The organism is Phenylobacterium sp., from assembly GCF_019636135.1.
Lineage (GTDB): Bacteria > Pseudomonadota > Alphaproteobacteria > Caulobacterales > Caulobacteraceae > Phenylobacterium.
The window spans coordinates 60396-75596 of sequence record NZ_JAHBYD010000025.1; the positions used below are offsets into that span (position 1 = coordinate 60396).

16 protein-coding genes and 1 pseudogene are annotated in these 15201 nt (G+C 70.2%); 10 read left to right on the plus strand and 7 right to left on the minus strand.

The features are described 5' to 3' along the window. The first annotated feature begins 113 nt into the window (after positions 1-113). Positions 114-1166 (plus strand): 2OG-Fe(II) oxygenase, encoded by a 1053-nt coding sequence (locus KF737_RS16780; protein ID WP_296457429.1) that lies wholly within the window; start codon positions 114-116, stop codon positions 1164-1166. A gap of 99 nt (positions 1167-1265) precedes the next feature. Further along, entirely contained in the window at positions 1266-2072 is an 807-nt protein-coding gene (locus KF737_RS16785; RefSeq protein WP_296457432.1) for a hypothetical protein, read from the plus strand. A gap of 82 nt (positions 2073-2154) precedes the next feature. Here the strand turns inward: KF737_RS16785 and KF737_RS16790 are convergent, their stop codons facing one another. Further along, positions 2155-2754 carry a TetR family transcriptional regulator C-terminal domain-containing protein gene (locus tag KF737_RS16790; RefSeq protein ID WP_296457437.1) on the minus strand — a complete coding sequence of 200 codons (600 nt, stop codon included), beginning with the start codon at positions 2752-2754 and terminating at the stop codon, positions 2155-2157. 211 nt (positions 2755-2965) lie between these two features. On the opposite strand from KF737_RS16790, the gene KF737_RS16795 reads away from it, so the two are divergent. The 4 genes from KF737_RS16795 (at position 2966) to KF737_RS16810 (ending at position 7965) form a co-directional block, all read left to right on the plus strand. Continuing rightward, the gene (locus KF737_RS16795; protein WP_296457440.1) at positions 2966-5221 is read left to right on the plus strand and encodes a TonB-dependent receptor; all 2256 of its coding nucleotides are present in this window, start codon (positions 2966-2968) and stop codon (positions 5219-5221) included. 14 nt (positions 5222-5235) lie between these two features. Further along, positions 5236-5760, plus strand: a complete 525-nt coding sequence (locus tag KF737_RS16800; protein ID WP_296457444.1) for a VOC family protein — start codon at positions 5236-5238, stop codon at positions 5758-5760. Next, on the plus strand, positions 5757-6716 hold the full coding sequence (locus KF737_RS16805; RefSeq protein ID WP_296457447.1) for a cyclase family protein: 960 nt from the start codon (positions 5757-5759) through the stop codon (positions 6714-6716). Before KF737_RS16800 ends, KF737_RS16805 begins: the two co-directional genes overlap by 4 nt. A gap of 79 nt (positions 6717-6795) precedes the next feature. Continuing rightward, a complete protein-coding gene (locus tag KF737_RS16810; protein ID WP_296457449.1) occupies positions 6796-7965 on the plus strand; it encodes an LLM class flavin-dependent oxidoreductase in 1170 nt (389 codons plus the stop codon). 120 nt (positions 7966-8085) lie between these two features. Here the strand turns inward: KF737_RS16810 and KF737_RS16815 are convergent, their stop codons facing one another. Next, positions 8086-8262 carry a hypothetical protein gene (locus tag KF737_RS16815; protein WP_296457456.1) on the minus strand — a complete coding sequence of 59 codons (177 nt, stop codon included), beginning with the start codon at positions 8260-8262 and terminating at the stop codon, positions 8086-8088. Positions 8263-8437: 175 nt separating this feature from the next. Between KF737_RS16815 and KF737_RS16820 the strand changes: the two genes are divergently transcribed. Both KF737_RS16820 and KF737_RS16825 read left to right on the plus strand, forming a co-directional pair. Continuing rightward, positions 8438-8593: a hypothetical protein gene (locus KF737_RS16820; protein ID WP_296457459.1), complete on the plus strand. Its 156-nt coding sequence runs from the start codon at positions 8438-8440 to the stop codon at positions 8591-8593. After that, positions 8590-8988: a hypothetical protein gene (locus KF737_RS16825; RefSeq protein ID WP_296457462.1), complete on the plus strand. Its 399-nt coding sequence runs from the start codon at positions 8590-8592 to the stop codon at positions 8986-8988. The genes KF737_RS16820 and KF737_RS16825 overlap by 4 nt, the downstream gene beginning before the upstream one ends. A gap of 277 nt (positions 8989-9265) precedes the next feature. On the opposite strand, the gene ubiA is transcribed toward KF737_RS16825, so the two are convergent. Genes ubiA through KF737_RS16840 form a run of 3 tightly spaced genes read right to left on the minus strand, consistent with a single transcriptional unit; the run spans position 9266 to position 10840 of the window. Beyond that, complete coding sequence (gene ubiA, locus KF737_RS16830; protein ID WP_296457465.1) at positions 9266-10249, minus strand: 4-hydroxybenzoate octaprenyltransferase; 984 nt, start codon at positions 10247-10249, stop codon at positions 9266-9268. A gap of 10 nt (positions 10250-10259) precedes the next feature. Then, entirely contained in the window at positions 10260-10580 is a 321-nt protein-coding gene (locus KF737_RS16835; protein ID WP_296457468.1) for a type II toxin-antitoxin system RelE/ParE family toxin, read from the minus strand. Next, positions 10577-10840 carry an addiction module antitoxin gene (locus KF737_RS16840; RefSeq protein WP_296457471.1) on the minus strand — a complete coding sequence of 88 codons (264 nt, stop codon included), beginning with the start codon at positions 10838-10840 and terminating at the stop codon, positions 10577-10579. The genes KF737_RS16835 and KF737_RS16840 overlap by 4 nt, the downstream gene beginning before the upstream one ends. 458 nt (positions 10841-11298) lie before the next feature. Between KF737_RS16840 and KF737_RS16845 the strand changes: the two genes are divergently transcribed. Together KF737_RS16845 and KF737_RS16850 are read left to right on the plus strand one after the other, a co-directional pair. Then, the gene (locus KF737_RS16845; protein WP_296457474.1) at positions 11299-13089 is read left to right on the plus strand and encodes an ABC transporter ATP-binding protein; all 1791 of its coding nucleotides are present in this window, start codon (positions 11299-11301) and stop codon (positions 13087-13089) included. A gap of 54 nt (positions 13090-13143) precedes the next feature. Then, positions 13144-13302: a hypothetical protein gene (locus KF737_RS16850; protein WP_296457477.1), complete on the plus strand. Its 159-nt coding sequence runs from the start codon at positions 13144-13146 to the stop codon at positions 13300-13302. Between the two features lie 216 nt (positions 13303-13518). Here KF737_RS16850 and KF737_RS16855 read toward each other — a convergent pair whose 3' ends face one another. After that, positions 13519-14715, minus strand: a complete 1197-nt coding sequence (locus tag KF737_RS16855; RefSeq protein ID WP_296457479.1) for a winged helix-turn-helix domain-containing protein — start codon at positions 14713-14715, stop codon at positions 13519-13521. A gap of 185 nt (positions 14716-14900) precedes the next feature. Next, positions 14901-15201, minus strand: a pseudogene (locus KF737_RS16860) (polyphosphate kinase 2); the annotation flags it as partial.

A 15201-nucleotide genomic window follows, 5' to 3' on the forward strand; every position in this document is an offset into this window, starting at 1 on the left:
CGGGAGGCGTGGTCTCCCCAGGCTTGTTTACGCCGCGCCTATTGCCCGGGTCGTCCCCACGGCCCGGCGGCCAGGCCTCCCGCGACCGACCTACGACTGGACCATGCCCCTCCATGAGCCTGCACGCCGGCGCCCCGGCCCCGCTGTTCAGCGCGCCCTCGCACGTCAATCCCGAATTCGCGTTCGGCAGCCTGGGCGGCCGCTGGATCCTGCTGGCCTTCCTGCCGCCGCCGGGGCCTGAGCGCGACGCCGCCATCGACCTCGTACGCCGCAACGCCCAGCAGTTCCCGGTCGACCAGCGCATCTTCTTCGGCGTCCTGCCCGACGCCGAGTCGTTCCACGCCCACGCCGCCGACCAGCCGCCGATGCGCTGGTTCGACGACTCCGAGGGGCGCGTGCGCCGCCTCTTCGGCGCCGAGGGACCGGACGGGCAGGTGACGCCCGAGTGGGTGATTGTCGACCCGTCGCTGCGGATCATGGGTTGCGCGCCGCTGGACCGCGGGCCGCAGGTCCTGGCCAGCCTCTTCCGCCTGGGTCCGCCCGACGGCCATGCGGGCGTGCCGCTCAACGCCCCCGTCCTGATCGTCCCGCGCCTCTTCGAGCCTCCCTTCTGCCGCGAGCTCATCGACATCTACGATGCGCAGGGCGGGCTGCCGTCAGGGACCATGCGCGAGAAGGACGGCAAGACCGTCGGCGTGCTCAGCGACTTCAAGAAGCGCCGCGACGCGATCCTCTCCGATCCCCAGGTCCAGGGGCAGATCCGCGCGCGGGTATCGCAGCGCCTGCTGCCCGAGATCGAGAAGGCGTACCACTTCAAGGTCACCCGCATCGAGCGCTACATCGTCGCCTGCTACGACGCCGAGGAGGGCGGCTATTTCCAGCCGCACCGCGACAACACCACGGCGGGCACCGCGCACCGCCAGTTCGCGGTCTCGATCAACCTCAACGACGACTTCGACGGGGGAGACCTGCGCTTCCCGGAGTTCGGCTCGCGGACCTACCGCCCGCCGGTGGGCGGCGCCGTCGTCTTCTCCTGCAGCCTGCTGCACGAGGCGACCAACGTCACCCGCGGGCGCCGCTATGCCTGCCTGCCGTTCCTCTACAACGAGGCCGCGGCCGAAATACGCAGGCAGAACATGCACACCCTCGAGGTCGCCGAAGCGTAGGCCGCGGTCCGGGCAGGGCCTTATAAGTTTCTTACAATTGAGTTCCTGGCCAACGACGCCAGTTTCCAGTCGGGCTCGTTACGACTGGAGAGTTATACCTTGCAGACTTCGATCTTCGACTGGTTGGCGGCGGGTGACGACGCCGAACCGACCGGTCGCACCGCCCTGCTGTCGTCCGCGGCGGCTCCGGCGGGCTCGGACGGCGACCTCGCCGCGCAGATCCTGCGCGAGCGGCCCGACGTCTACGCGGCCTACTACCGCGAGTTCTACAGCGCCCTGAACGACCGCCACTCGCCGGCGTGGGTCGACCGCGTCGGCGGCAACAGCCCCGAGGACTATGCGCGCTACTGGTTCAGGACCTACGCCGACCGCGAGGGCTACACGCCCGGCGAATCCTCCGGCGCCTCCGCGGCGCTGGAAGACGGCGAGGCCCCCGTGGGCCGGACCACCTACGACGGCGTGCCGATCGCCAAGATCCTGGCCGACCGCCCCGACGTCTTCCAGGCGTTCTTCACCGAGTACTACGGCGCCGGCAACGACCGCCATTCCGGCGCCTGGGTCCAGCGCGTGGGCGGGAACACCGTCGAGGACTACGCCGACTACTGGTACAAGGCGCACGGCAAGGCCGAAGGCTATCGCCCCAGCGTCGCCTCGCCCCAGCCGGAGCCCGCGCCCGGCGACGAGCCGCCGGACGACGACCCGCCGGTCTTCGGCGAGGACGACGACGATCTGGTCATTCCGCCGTTCGACGGCGACGACGACGATTTCATCCCGCCGCCCGAGGCGGACCCGGACATCGGGCTCGCCCGCCCGCTGATCGTCACCTACTTCGATGACGGGACCGTCGATGTGACGCCCGCCACGCTCGAGCAGATGCGCTCGCTCTTCGACGGCGCGGCCTTCTAGCGTCGTCGAGGGACCCGGCGGCGCGCCAACGTCCCGCGCGCGCCGCCGGCGGCCTCCCGCGGCAGGCCGGGAGGGCGGGGCCTCACCCCCGCTCGCGCACGGTGTCGAGCCAGAGGTCGAAGAGGGCCTTCTGGCGGGCGGGCGGGATGCGGCCGCCGACGCCCAGCAGCACCGCCACGCCGATGCCGTCGATCAGCAGCACCAGGTCCTGCGCCGCGCGGCCGGGATCGACGCCTTCGCCCACGTCGCCCTCGGCCTTCGCCCGCACCAGGAGGCGCGTCAGCCGCTCGCGCCACTCGTCGTAGCGCAGCCGCATCACGCGGTTCACCTCGGCGTCGAGGCTGGAGCGCTCCCAGTAGCCGATCCAGACCTTCCAGTAGTTGCGCCGCTCGGCCGTCAGCGGGAGTGCGAACGACACCACCTTGCGGACCGCCTCCAGCGCCGGGCTGACCTGCTCGGCCTTGACCATCTGGTCGCGCACCAGCCGGGCCGAGAGCTCCGACGCCTCGATCAGCAACTGGTCCTTGGAATGGAAGTAGTGGGTCAGCGCCCCGGTGGTGAAGCCGGCCTCGGCGGCCACGGCGCGCACGGTCAGGCCCGCGATGCCCTCGCGCATGATCACCCGCAGGGCGGCGGCGGCGAAGATCTCGCGGCGTTCGTCGTGGTCGACCGAGCGGCCCATCGCGCCCCTTCGCGGTGTGTCAGGATATCCCGTCTGCCGGAAGCCTGCCGCCCCTGGCAAGCCCCCGCGTGCGCGACGGGCCGCGATTCCCGAACGCTGGTTACATAACACACGTTACGAATGCCCTTTCACATTCCAGAACGCCTGTTATATTTCACGCCGCAAGCCGCGCCCATCGAGAGCGCGGCGGCGACATAGGAAGGGGAAGCCCATGAGCCGCGTGCCGTTGCGTGCCGCACTGGTGTCCGCGTCCGCCCTGGCCGGCCTGACCGCCGCGCCGGCCCTTGCCCAGGACAGGGGCGCCCAGGGGGGCGGCGACAACGTCGTCGGCGAGCTGATCGTCACCGCCCAGAAGCGCGAGGAGCAGGCGCAGGACGTGCCCATCGCGCTCACCGCCATCTCCGGCGACCAGTTGGAGCGCCAGGGCGTCGTGGGCTTCCAGGACCTCTCCACCCGCATCCCCAGCCTGCGGTTCGGCGCGGGCGTCACTGGCGGCGAGAACGTCATCACCATCCGCGGCGTCGGCAGCCAGAACACCACGTCCGGCGGCGACTCGCCGGTGGCCTACAACCTCGACGGCGTCTACCTCGGGCGGACCACCTCGGTGGACCCGGAGTTCTTCGACGTCGACCGCATCGAGGTGCTGCGCGGGCCGCAGGGCACGCTCTACGGCCGCAACTCCGTGGGCGGCTCGGTCAACGTGATCACCCGCAAGCCGGCGAACGAGACCGCCGGCCATGCCGACGCGCTGGCCGGCAACTACGACGCCAAGATCTTCCGCGCCTGGTTCAACACGCCCATCTTCGAGGACGGCGACCGCTACGGCGCGATCCGCCTCTCGGCCGTGAAGGCCGAGCACGACGGCTACCAGAAGAACCTCTTCACCGGCCCCGGCGCCACCGACGACTCGGACGGCCAGGACTTCTGGATGATCCGCGGCCAGGTCTACGTCGAGCCGTTCGAGGGCTTCGACGCGCGCCTCATCGCCTCGATCTCCCACAACGACGACCCGGTCGCGACGAAGACCCGCTGGGAGCTGGCGCCCGCCCGCTACGTGGGCGCCCAGCCCTACCTCTCCGACCCGCGCAAGGTGCGCAAGAACAGCCCCGAGACCTTCGACCAGGAGAACGTCTACGCCAGCCTGACGATGAACTGGGACGTGGGCGTCGCGACCCTCACCTCCGTCACCGGCTACGCCGAGGGGAGCTGGGCGCAGTCCAACGACCCCGACGCTTCCGAGCTGACGCTCGGGACCAATCCCTACTGGACCCTGGACCAGTTCCAGTGGAGCCAGGAGGTGCGGCTGGCCTCGAACCCCTCGGACAGCCCGTTCTCGTGGATCGTCGGCGCGTTCCTGTTCAAGGAGAAGGTGGGCCAGACCTTCCAGTTCACCGACACGGGGCTGAATTCGGCGAGCCCCTTCACCGACACCTTCGTCTTCACCAACGGCGGCATCTACAAGACCACGTCCAAGGCGGTCTTCGGCCAGGCCGACGTCGACCTCGGCAAGGCCGGCCTGGGCGCGCCGCTGACCCTCACGGTGGGCCTGCGCTATACGAAGGACACGAAGAAGGGCTTCGACTTCCTCAACTACCAGCTTCCGCTGCTGGCATTGGCCTTCCCGAACCAGAAGAACTTCGACCGCAGTTGGGACGAGGTCACCGGCAAGGTGGGCCTGACCTGGCAGGTCCGCGACGACATCATCGTCTACGCCAACTACGCCCGCGGCTACCTCTCGGGCGGCGGCCTGGTCGGCAACTTCCCGGGCATCTACCAGCCCGAGACGGTGCGGGCCTTCGAAGGCGGGTTCAAGTCGACCTTCTACGACGGCCGCCTGCTCTTCAACGTCGCCGGCTACCGCCAGAAGATCCGCGACATGCAGGTGTTCGTGCAGGACATCACCGGCTCGCGCATCGACAACGCCGGCCGCGCCCACGTGAACGGCCTCGAGGTCGAGGCGATCGCCGCCCCGGTCAGGGGCTTGCGGATCAACGCCGCGGTCACCGCCACCAAGGCCGAGTACGACGAGTACCTAACCGTCAACAACCGCTTCGCCGCCGCCGCGCCGGGGTGCGACGCCGCCACCCGCATCTGCGACTTCTCGGGCAACCGGCTCGTCCAGACGCCGGAGTACACGATCAACCTGGGCGCCCAGTACGCCTTCGACCTGGCCGCCGGTACGCTGACGCCGCGCATCGACGTCTTCCGCTCGGGCGACCTCTACTTCCTGTCGGCCAACGGCCCCTTCGAGCGTCAGAAGGCCTACACCCTGGTCGACCTGTCGGTGCGCTACGGCGCGCCCGGCGAGCGCTGGACCGTCGAGGGCTTCGTCCGCAACGCCGGGAACAAGGACATCATCTCCAACGACGGCCTGCAGTCGAACACGCTGGGCAACGGCTTCGGCCTCGACAACTACGCCTACTACCCGCCGCGCACCTTCGGCGTGCGGGTCGGCGTGAACTTCTAGGGCGGGAGAGCGACGTGGCCGAGTGGGCGCTGGAGCGGCTCTATCACACGGTGGTCAACTGCCGGGACCTCGACGAGTCGGTGGCCTTCTACAGGCTGCTGGGGTTCGAGGTGCTGAACGACCGCCGCGACGTGACCTGGCCCGCCTTCGTGGCCGGCATCTTCGGCGTGTCCAAGGCCAACGGCCGCGGCGTCCTGATGGTGCTGCCCACCGACCGCGACGGGCCGATGATCGACCTGATCGAGTGGCTGGAGCCCGAGGCCGACTTCCCCGACCCGGCCCGCCGCCGCGAGATGGTGCCCCGCATCATCGCCTTCCGCACCCGGGGCGTCCACGCCGCCCAACGGGCGCTGGAGGCGGCCGGCGTCGTCTTCACCCAGCCGACCTACACGCCGACCGAGTCGCTGGGCATCGTCGGGACGGCCTGCTGCTACGACCCCAACGGCAACATCGTCGAGATGATCGAGCTGGAGCCGGGCGTGCGCCACTCCCGCGCCAACGAGGCCCTCGGCGACCAGGGCGCTGGCAAAGGCGCGTGACCGACGCCGCCGACCCTCGCCGCGGGGACCACCCGCTCGCCATGAGCGACGCCGAGCTCAGGGCGCTGTTCGGCCGCGTCTCCAACTGGGGCCGCTGGGGCGAGGGCGACGAGCTGGGCGCGCTGAACCACGTCGGCCCGGCCGAGGTCCGCGCCGCCGCCGCCCAGGTCCGCGAGGGCCGCACCGTCAGCCTGTCGCGCGAATTCCCCACGCGCCCCGGCCCGGAGAACCCCTGGCCGGCCCAGCACCACATGCTGATCGGCGGCGACGACTGCTGCGTGCCGGGCGTCGACGGCCTGCAGGTCTCCACCGACTTCATCGGCATCGCCTTCCACGGCATGGCGTCCAGCCACATCGACGCGCTCTGCCACGTCTTCGCCGACGAGACGATGTACAACGGCCGCCCCGCCAGCGACGTGAAGAGCACCGGCGCCAGGGCCAACTCGATCTACGCCCTGAAGGACGGCGTCGTCAGCCGCGGCATCCTCCTCGACATCCCCCGCGTCCAGGGCGTCGCCTTCGTCGACTCCGAGACCCTGACCACCGTCGCCGACCTGGAGGCCGCCGAGCGCGCGCTGGGCGTCGCCGTCGGCAAGGGCGACATCCTGATCGTGCGCCTGGGCCGCGACGTGCGCCGCGACCGCTTCGCCGACCAGGCCGTCCCGGGCCTCGACCCGCGCGTCGTCGAGTGGCTGCACGCGCGCCAGGTCGCCGTCCTCGGCGGCGACGGGGTCAGCGACCCCATCCCCAACGGCCGCATCCACCGCGACTGGGCCATGCCGATCCACATGCTGGCGCTGGCCGGCATGGGCCTGCACCTGCTCGACAACCTGCACCTCGAGGCGCTCGCGCAGGCCTGCGCCGAGCTGAACCGCTGGAGCTTCCAGCTCGCGCTCGCCCCGCTCCCCATCGCCGGCGGCACCGGCTCGCCCCTCAACCCGATCGCGGTGTTCTGACCATGCGACGCCGCTCGGCCAAACCCTCACGTTCGCCCCAAAACATAACAAGCGTTATGTCATCCGCCCGGAGGCCCTCATGAAGTTCGACGTGTTCTGCGAGATCCAGCGGGCCTTCCCCTGGCATGGCAAGGACGAGGCCAGCCTCTTCCGGGAGATCCTCGCCCAGGCCCGGGCCGCCGAGGCCGCCGGCTTCGGGACCTGGTGGCAGGTGGAGCACCACGGCTCCCCGCAGTTCAGCTACTCGTCCGCCCCCGAGGTGGTGCTGACCGCCATCGCCATGTCGACGAAGACGCTCCGCGTCGGCCACGCCGGCGTGCTGGCCCCCTTCCGCATCAACGCCCCGCTCCGCGTCGCCGAGCGCGCCGCCACCCTCGACCTGCTCTCCGGCGGCCGCTTCGAGCTCGGCCTCGCCAAGTCCGGCGGCAAGGAGTGGGAGACCTTCGGCGTCGACCCCGACGCGGCCCGCGACGAGGTGCGCGACGCCTTCCGCATGATCCCGCGCATGTGGACCGAGAAGGAGTTCTCCTGGGACTCGGCCACCTACAAGGTGCCGCCGCGGGAGGTGACGCCCAAGCCGCTGCAGAAGCCGCACCCGCGTCTCTGGCAGACCTGCGGCTCGCCCGAGAGCTTCTACATGGCCGGCGAGCTGGGCGTCGGCGCGCTCGGCACCACGCTGCTCAGCCCCGTCGCCTTCCTGGGCGAGATGCTGAAGGAGCACACGCGCGGCCTCGCCGCCTGCGCCGAGCCGGCCGGCAAGGTCGTCAACCCGGAGAAGGGGGTCTTCACCTTCGTCCACGTCGCCGAAAGCCGCGCCCAGGCCATCGCGAACGGCGCCGCCTGGTCGGCCCTCTGGTACGTCAACACCGCGCCGGTGGTGTTCAAGGTCCCGCGCCGCGTCTGGTACGACATGATCAAGGCGGGCCTGCACCCCAACTCGGCGCGCGACACGGCGGCCCTTTCGGAGCTCGACCCGCACGAGGTCGAGATCCAGGCCGACGACCCCCACGTGGTCCAGGTGCTCAAGCGCATGGCCCAGGGCGAGGAGATCAGCCACGAGGAGGCCCACGAGGCCCTCGAGCCCCTCGACAGCGTCGTGATCGGCGACCCCGGCCACTGCCGCGACAAGCTCCGCGCCTACGAGGCCATCGGGGCCGACCGCATCATGTGCATGATGCAGTTCGGCGCCATCCCGCACGAAGCGGTCCTCCGCAGCTTCGACCTCGCCGGCCGCCACCTGGTCAAATGATCCCGCTCATCCCCGCGCATGCGGGGACCCAGGCTTTCTTTTGATCCACACGGGATGAAGGCTGCCGCTGCAAAGCGAAGCCTGGGTCCCCGCATGCGCGGGGATGAGCGGAGGGTGAGATCAGCCGATGAGGTGCGGGATCACCAGGACCGCGCCCACGAAGATCGCGTTCCAGCAGAGGATGCGGGCGACGGCGCGGCGGGTGTTCGGCGAGGACTTGGCCGTGAGCGTGCGCTCGGCGACCACGCGGAACTCACCTTCGATGATGATGTCGGCGGGGTTGGCGGCGGCGGTCACGGGCGTAGGTCCTTCTTCGGTTCGTGCGCCGCTCCTCGGCGCCGGGGTCTAGGTATCCGACCGCCCCGTGCAGGGTCGATCAGCGTCTTTGCATGGTTCCTATGCAGGAACGCAGCAGAGCGTGGCCAGTGAACCTTTGGACAGGTTTGACGCCCTTCCGTGCTAACGATGCGCGATGAGCGACAAACCCCCCGCCGACGAGACGCCGATCCAGAAGGCGCTGCGCCTGAAGAAGGCCGCCCTCGACGCCCGCAACACGCCCAGCGGCGCCCGCGAGAAGCCCAGCAAGGGCATGGGCTCCGGGGCCTCGAAGCCCTGGATGAAGAGGTGATCCCGAAGGACGGCCAGGAGGAGGAAGACGGCGGCGGCTTCGACGTCGACGACTGGGACCGCCTCGTCCCCTTCACCGGCGCGGTCGCCACCCTGGACGACGTCCAGGCGAAACGCGCCGTCTTCGCGCTCGCCGACACCAACGATCCCCGCCCCATCGAGATGGAGCTCCCGCAGCCCGTGATCTGGTGGGAGGAGGACGGCGAGCAGGCCGCCGTCGCCGTCCAGGCCGAGACCCACGTCAGCGACGCCGGCGAGGTCATGGAGGTCCTGGGCCTCATCCTTCCCGACGGCGACGCCGCCGTGGCCCTTCTCGACGACGTGGACCTCGTCGACGCCGCCGACCCCACCTGGCGCGACCTCGTCACCCGCGCGGTGGACGGGGCGGAGGATTAGGCCGCCGACGCCCCTGCATCCCCGCATGCCAGGATGAGGCGGGTGTCGCGCCTCTCAGATTCTACTTTTGCGAGCAGAACTTCCACCCCTGCGCGATTTTGTCGCCGCATCCTTTCGCCGCCTCGTCACGTCGCGGTCACCTCCGTAGGCGAGGGTCCGGTGGTTTGTGGGAGTGTGCGTATGAGCCGGGGATTATTGGACGGCCTGATGCGGCTGATGGGCCGCAAGCGGCGGCCGAGGAAGATGGCGCTGCCCGGCTGGGCGGCGAAGCGCTAGCTCAGCGGAACGCGCCGAGCGCGAGTGCGAGGAACAGGATCGCGCCGGCCCAGGTGTTGGACCGGAACAGCCTGAGCGCCAGCGCCGGGTCGGTGGTCTTCACCCGCCGGGCTTGCAGGCCGAGGTGGATGGCGAAGGCGAAGAGGGCGAGGTCGTAGGGCAGGCCCAGGCCCCCGGCCGCCCCGGCCACGAAGGCGGCGGCGACGGTCACGAGATAGAAGCCGGCCACCGCCCGCTGCGCCTTGTCGCCCAGCCGGCGGGCCGAGGACTTCACGCCGGCCAGGGCGTCGTCCTCCAGGTCCTGGATCGCGTAGATCGTGTCGTAGCCCAGGGTCCAGAAGATGCCCGAGAGGTAGAGGAAGCCCGCCGCATAGGTGAGCCGGCCGGTGTCCAGATAGAAGAAGTCCTGCGTCTGGTACTGCCACGCGGCGGCCAGCGCCGAGGTCCCGGTCGCCGCGGCGTAGCCCATCAGCGCGCCCCAGTTGAACGTCAGCCCCAGCCACGCCTGCGGCCACCAGGTGATCCGCTTCATGAAGGGATAGATCGCCACCAGCGCCAGCGAGCCCACGCCCAGCGCGATGGCCAGCGGCGACAGGCATACGAGGATCAGCAGCGACACCAGGCTGCACCCGATGACGTAGCCCCAGGCGGCCTTCACGCCGATCTGCCCGGAGGCGATGGGCCGCCCGGCCGTGCGGGCGACCTTGGCGTCGAGGTCGCGGTCGACGATGTCGTTGTAGGCGCAGCCCGCCGCGCGCATCAGCGCCGCGCCGAGGAAGAACAGAACGAGGAGCTGCAGGTTCGGCAGCCGCCCCTGCTCCGCCGCCGCCAGCGCGACCCCCTGCCAGCCCGGCAGCATCAGCAGCCAGATCCCCGTCGGCCGATCGAACCGCCCGAGCTTCAGCCACGGCCGAAGCGGCGCCGGGGCATGGCGGTCCACCCAGTTGGTCGGCGCGGCGTCGGGTAGCGGGGCGGCGGAGGTCATGGCGCGGGTTCTACGCGTCTGCGTCGAAGTCGTCGCGGAAGCGCGCAATCTGGTTCATGCGCCGATGCAACACGCTGACGATACCGACGCCGCCATTCGCCAGGACGCGCCAATAGATCATGTGGGATTCGTAGCGACAGACGTAGCCTTCCACCCCGAACTCAGCGGGAAGCGGGCGCCACGGGAAGTCCCGCGCGGCGATCGCATGAAAGCGCTCATACAGGCCGCGGAGGTAGCGGTCGGCCTGGGCGGCGCCCCATCGCTCGCCGGTAGCGAAATAGATGTCGTCGATCCGATGCTCGGCGCTGGGCAGGATGCGGAGGTGGCTCACCGGGGTCGGGCGAGACGCTCACGACCGCGCCGGATCACGTCCTCGACGTCCGCCAGCGGTACGAACGCGTCATCCGGCGCGGCGAAAGCGGCCTGCAACTCGGCTTTCAGCCGTTCAAAGGCGATATGGTCTGCCCGGTCCATGTCGCGGCGGATGAGGTCGCGGACATACTCGCTGACGTTCTCGTAGCGGCCGTCAGCCCCGATGTTGGTTGTCACGAACTCCTGGAGTTCGCCGCTGACGCGGACGTTGAGCGTCATGGGCTTCGACATCGCAAACCTCCGATTGTCCACATCATAAGGAATATTCGTTACGCCGAGAAGGCCGCCATGGCGAGTGTGGCCTGGCCGCAACCCCGGCGTCGGATCAGCGAGCGCCGCTTCGCCCTTCCTTGACCGGTGTTACGACCACGCCTAGCTTGAAGACCTTCGAGGCTCGGGCAGGAGGGTCAGCATGGCAGTGTTTGCTTCGCCGAAACTCCGGTCGCGTCTCGGGCCGCCGCCGCCGCTCCGTTAAGTCCGAGCCGCTTCGCCGCGGGGCCTTCGAGGCTCCCCTCGCGAGGCGATCCCGCGCGACCTCAAGCTTCCTCCGATCCGCGGTCCTCCGGGCGCTTCGCCGCTCGCAGCGACCGTCACGCCAGACATCCATTTTTCCGCGTCCGGCCCGTGCGCGCTCCCAGGACGGAGCCCCGGTCCGGCGCCCGCATTCGAGACGTCAGATGACCACCGACCATTACGAGGACACCGACGACAACCGCGAGAGGGTGCTGAAGAACCGGCAGGTCCTCGGCTACATCTCGCGCCTGTGGCTGCGCAGGCCCTGGCTGCTGGCCGGGACCGTCGGCCTGACCCTGCTGGCCATCGCGTTCGACCTGGCCTGGCCGCTCACGGTCCAGCGCCTGGTGGACGAGGTGACCGCGCCCACGCCGCGTGTCGACGCGGTGTGGTGGGCCTGGGCCGCGTTCGCAGGCGTCTACTTCGCCTTCTCGGTGATCCGGAACACCGCCATGCGGTTCCTGATCCCCATGTCGGCCAACAACATGAAGGACATGACCGACGACGCGTTCCGGCGCGTGCAGTCGTTCAGCGCCGACTGGCACGCCGACACCTTCGCCGGCGCCACGGTCCGGCGGCTGTCGCGCGCCATGTGGGGCTACGACGTGGTCACCGACGCGGTGCTGATCTGGTTCGGGCCCGCGGGCCTGGTGCTGGCCGGCCTGTGCGCGATCATGTTCGTGCAGGCGCCGGTCGTGGGCGCCTTCGCCTTCGTCGTCTGCGGGCTCTACATCGCCTCCAACGTCGTCTTGACCACGCTCTATGCGCGGCCGGCCAACCTGAAGTCGGTGGCCATGGACTCGCGGATCGGCGGGGCGATCGCCGACTCGATCTCGTCCAACGCCACGGTGAAGGCCTTCGGCGCCGAGCCGCGCGAGGAAGCGCGCATCGCCGGCGTCACAGAGATGTGGCGGACGGCCACGATCCGCACCTGGAGCCGGTTCACCGACCTGTGGCTGCTGCACAACATGATCCTGGTGGTGCTGGGCGGCGGGATGACCGGCCTGATGCTGATGGAGTGGCAGAAGGGCCACGTGAAGGCGGGCGCCGTGGCGCTGGTCGTCACGGCCTTCCTGCAGATGACCGGCTACCTGCGGAACATCGGCGACAACATCCGCATGGCGCAGCGCGGCCTCGACGACGCCGAGGACGTGGCCCGCTATGCGATGACCGATCCCCAGGTGGTGGACGGGGCGAACGCGCCCGGCTTCCGGGCCGACCTGGGCGAGATCGTCTTCGACCGGGTGACCTTCCGCTACAAGTCGGCGTCCGAGCCGCTCTACGAGCGCTTCACCCTGCGCATCGCGCCGGGGGAGCGCGTGGCGCTGGTCGGGCCCACGGGATCGGGCAAGTCGACGTTCGTGAAGCTGATCCAGCGGCTCTACGACCTGCAGGACGGCGCGATCCTGATCGACGGCCAGGACGTCTCGGCGGTGACGCAGGGGTCGCTGCGGCGCGCCATCGCGGTGGTGCCGCAGGACCCGGCGCTGTTCCACCGGACGCTGGCCGAGAACATCAGCTACGCCCGGCCGGACGCGACGATGGACGAGATCGCGCTCGCGGCCCGCCGCGCCCGGGCGCACGACTTCATCGCCAGGCTGCCCAAGGGCTACGACACCCTGGTCGGCGAACGCGGCGTGAAGCTCTCGGGCGGCGAGCGGCAGCGGGTGGCGATCGCCCGCGCCTTCCTGGCCGACGCGCCGATCCTGGTGCTGGACGAGGCGACCAGCTCGCTGGACGTCGAGACCGAGCGCCAGGTGCAGGCGGCGATGGAGGAGCTGATGCAGGGGCGGACGACCATCGTCATCGCCCACCGCCTGTCGACCATCCGCGGCGCCGACCGGATCCTGGTGTTCGACCAGGGCCGCATCGTCGAGGAAGGCCGCCACGCCGAGCTCGTGAAGAAGGGCGGCGCCTACGCCCGGCTCAACGCGGTGACCGAGGGCGTTGCGTAGGGGGAACCTCGACCGTAGGTGGCGGTTCCCCCTGCGAGAGAAGGAGCCGCCGCGATGGCCGACAAGAAACCCGAGGCGCCGCACACCGTGCCCGCCGGCATCATGGACGATATGCTGGGCCTCAAAGGCCCGAACGGCGAGCTGATGCACCAGGGCAAGCCGGCCCTGGTGGTCGACCTGCCGGACGACGAAGACGAGGACGAGGAGGACTGACGAACCTCCCCTACGAAGCAGGGGAGGATAATCGCATATGGATGCGGGCGGCCGAAAGGCCGTCAGTCAAACCGCAGAGATCGCGGAGATACGCGGAGGATTCCCGTGGATCCGCGAGCTTCTCTGCGCATCTCCGCGATCTCTGCGGTTCATGAATCGGGCGGACAAGCCGCCCACATACCACATGCGATGGCCCTGCTCATGAATGGGGCAGGTTTAGAGAGCGTCGGCGAGCGCCGTCGCCAGGTCGCCGCGTTTCTCGACGCGGACGCCGGCCAGGCCCAGCCAGCCGGCCATGCGCTCGAGTTCGGCGGCGAGCTTGGCCGGCGTCTCCGGCGAGGCCCAGGGTTCGGCGTGGGCGGACTGGACCAGCAGGACGCCCGCCTTGCGGTCGCTCTTCAGGTCGACGCGGGCGGTCAGCGCGTCGCCTTCCAGGAAGGGCAGGACGTAGTAGCCGTGCTGGCGCTTCTCGGCGGGCACGTAGATCTCGATGCGGTAGCGGACGCCGAACATCCGCTCGGTGCGCTCGCGGAACCAGATGGCGTTGTCGAACGGCGAGAGCAGGGCCGATGCGTCCATCTTGCGCGCCCAGCGGGCGGCGGGGTCGAGATAGGCGGTCTCGCGCCAGCCCTTCACGGCGACGGGGAGGAGTTCGCCGGCCTCCACGAGTTCGGCGATGCGGTCCTTCGCGCCCTCGACCGGCATGCGGAAATAGTCGCGCAGGTCCTTCGACGTGGCGATCCCCATGGCGCGGGCGGCGATGCGGTAGAGCTCGCGCTGGGCGTCGGCGCGGGCGGGCGTGGGCGCGTCGAGGATCGCCCTGGGCAGCACCTTGTCGGGCAGGCCATAGACACGCTCGAACGTCCCGCGGCGGGTGGCGGTGGTGAGCTCGCCGGCCCAGAACAGGCATTCGACGGCGCGCTTGGCCTCGCTCCAGCCCCACCAGCCGCCCTCGCCCTTGTGGCCCATCTCCAGTTCGCCGGCCGACATCGGGCCGCGCGCGGCGATCTCGTCGCGGACGCGGTCCACGAAGTCGCGCCGCTCGCGCAGGAACCTGGCCACGCCCTTCCAGACCCCGACGCCGGATTGCGCGTCCGCCATCCGCCAGCGCAGCAGCGGCTGGGCGCCGAGCGGGAGCAGCGAGGCCTCGTGCGCCCAGTACTCGAACAGCGGCCGCTTCCTGGCCCAGGCGACCTCCTCCAGCAGCTCGCGTGGGTAGGCGCCCAGGCGCGAGAAGAAGGGAAGGTAGTGGGTGCGCGAGACCACGTTCACCGAATCGATCTGCACGACGCCCAGGCGCTCGATGGTCTTGACCAACTGCCGCTTGCCGACCGGGCCGTCGCGGTCGGCGCCGAACCCCTGGGCGGCCAGGGCGATGCGGCGGGCCTCGCCGGCGGTGAGGGTGTCCTTCATGCGGGGCTCGCACGTCCTTGGGCGACTCGGGGCCTCAGGCTAGCGATCGAACAAAGGCGGAACAAGGCAGAGTCAACCGATGGTTAACAGCCTTGGCCGTACCGCCTTGCGCCGCGGAACAAACGAGCACGACCTGCGGTGGATCGCCGCAACCTTGGCGATTGGCGGCGGGCAGGGCCTGGGGCTCAGGGCTCCAGCCGACCGTCGGTGAGCGCCTCGGGCGCGAACGGGAAGAGTACGTCCGGGTCGGGCGCGGGGACCTTGCGGGCGATGTCCTCGGGGGCCAGCGCCTTCAGGAGCGCGCGCATGATGTTCTCGCGGGCGAGCGGCTTCCTGTCGGTGTGGACGATGGTCCAGGGCGCGTCGGCGGTATGGGTGCGGCGGAGCATCTCGTCGCGGGCGGCGGAATAGGCGGACCACTTCTCCTGGGCGACGGCGTCCAGCGGGCTGACCTTCAGCGCCTTCAACGGGTCGCTGGTGCGCGCC

What these genes read in the sequence shown, in the direction of transcription:
- KF737_RS16780 (WP_296457429.1), top strand. Translation starts at nt 114, where the DNA reads ATGAGCCTGCACGCCGGCGCCCCGGCCCCGCTGTTCAGCGCGCCCTCG.
- KF737_RS16790 (WP_296457437.1), bottom strand. Translation starts at nt 2,754, where the DNA reads ATGGGCCGCTCGGTCGACCACGACGAACGCCGCGAGATCTTCGCCGCC.
- KF737_RS16795 (WP_296457440.1), top strand. Translation starts at nt 2,966, where the DNA reads ATGAGCCGCGTGCCGTTGCGTGCCGCACTGGTGTCCGCGTCCGCCCTG.
- KF737_RS16810 (WP_296457449.1), top strand. Translation starts at nt 6,796, where the DNA reads ATGAAGTTCGACGTGTTCTGCGAGATCCAGCGGGCCTTCCCCTGGCAT.
- KF737_RS16820 (WP_296457459.1), top strand. Translation starts at nt 8,438, where the DNA reads ATGAGCGACAAACCCCCCGCCGACGAGACGCCGATCCAGAAGGCGCTG.
- ubiA (WP_296457465.1), bottom strand. Translation starts at nt 10,249, where the DNA reads ATGACCTCCGCCGCCCCGCTACCCGACGCCGCGCCGACCAACTGGGTG.
- KF737_RS16840 (WP_296457471.1), bottom strand. Translation starts at nt 10,840, where the DNA reads ATGACGCTCAACGTCCGCGTCAGCGGCGAACTCCAGGAGTTCGTGACA.
- KF737_RS16845 (WP_296457474.1), top strand. Translation starts at nt 11,299, where the DNA reads ATGACCACCGACCATTACGAGGACACCGACGACAACCGCGAGAGGGTG.
- KF737_RS16850 (WP_296457477.1), top strand. Translation starts at nt 13,144, where the DNA reads ATGGCCGACAAGAAACCCGAGGCGCCGCACACCGTGCCCGCCGGCATC.
- KF737_RS16855 (WP_296457479.1), bottom strand. Translation starts at nt 14,715, where the DNA reads ATGAAGGACACCCTCACCGCCGGCGAGGCCCGCCGCATCGCCCTGGCC.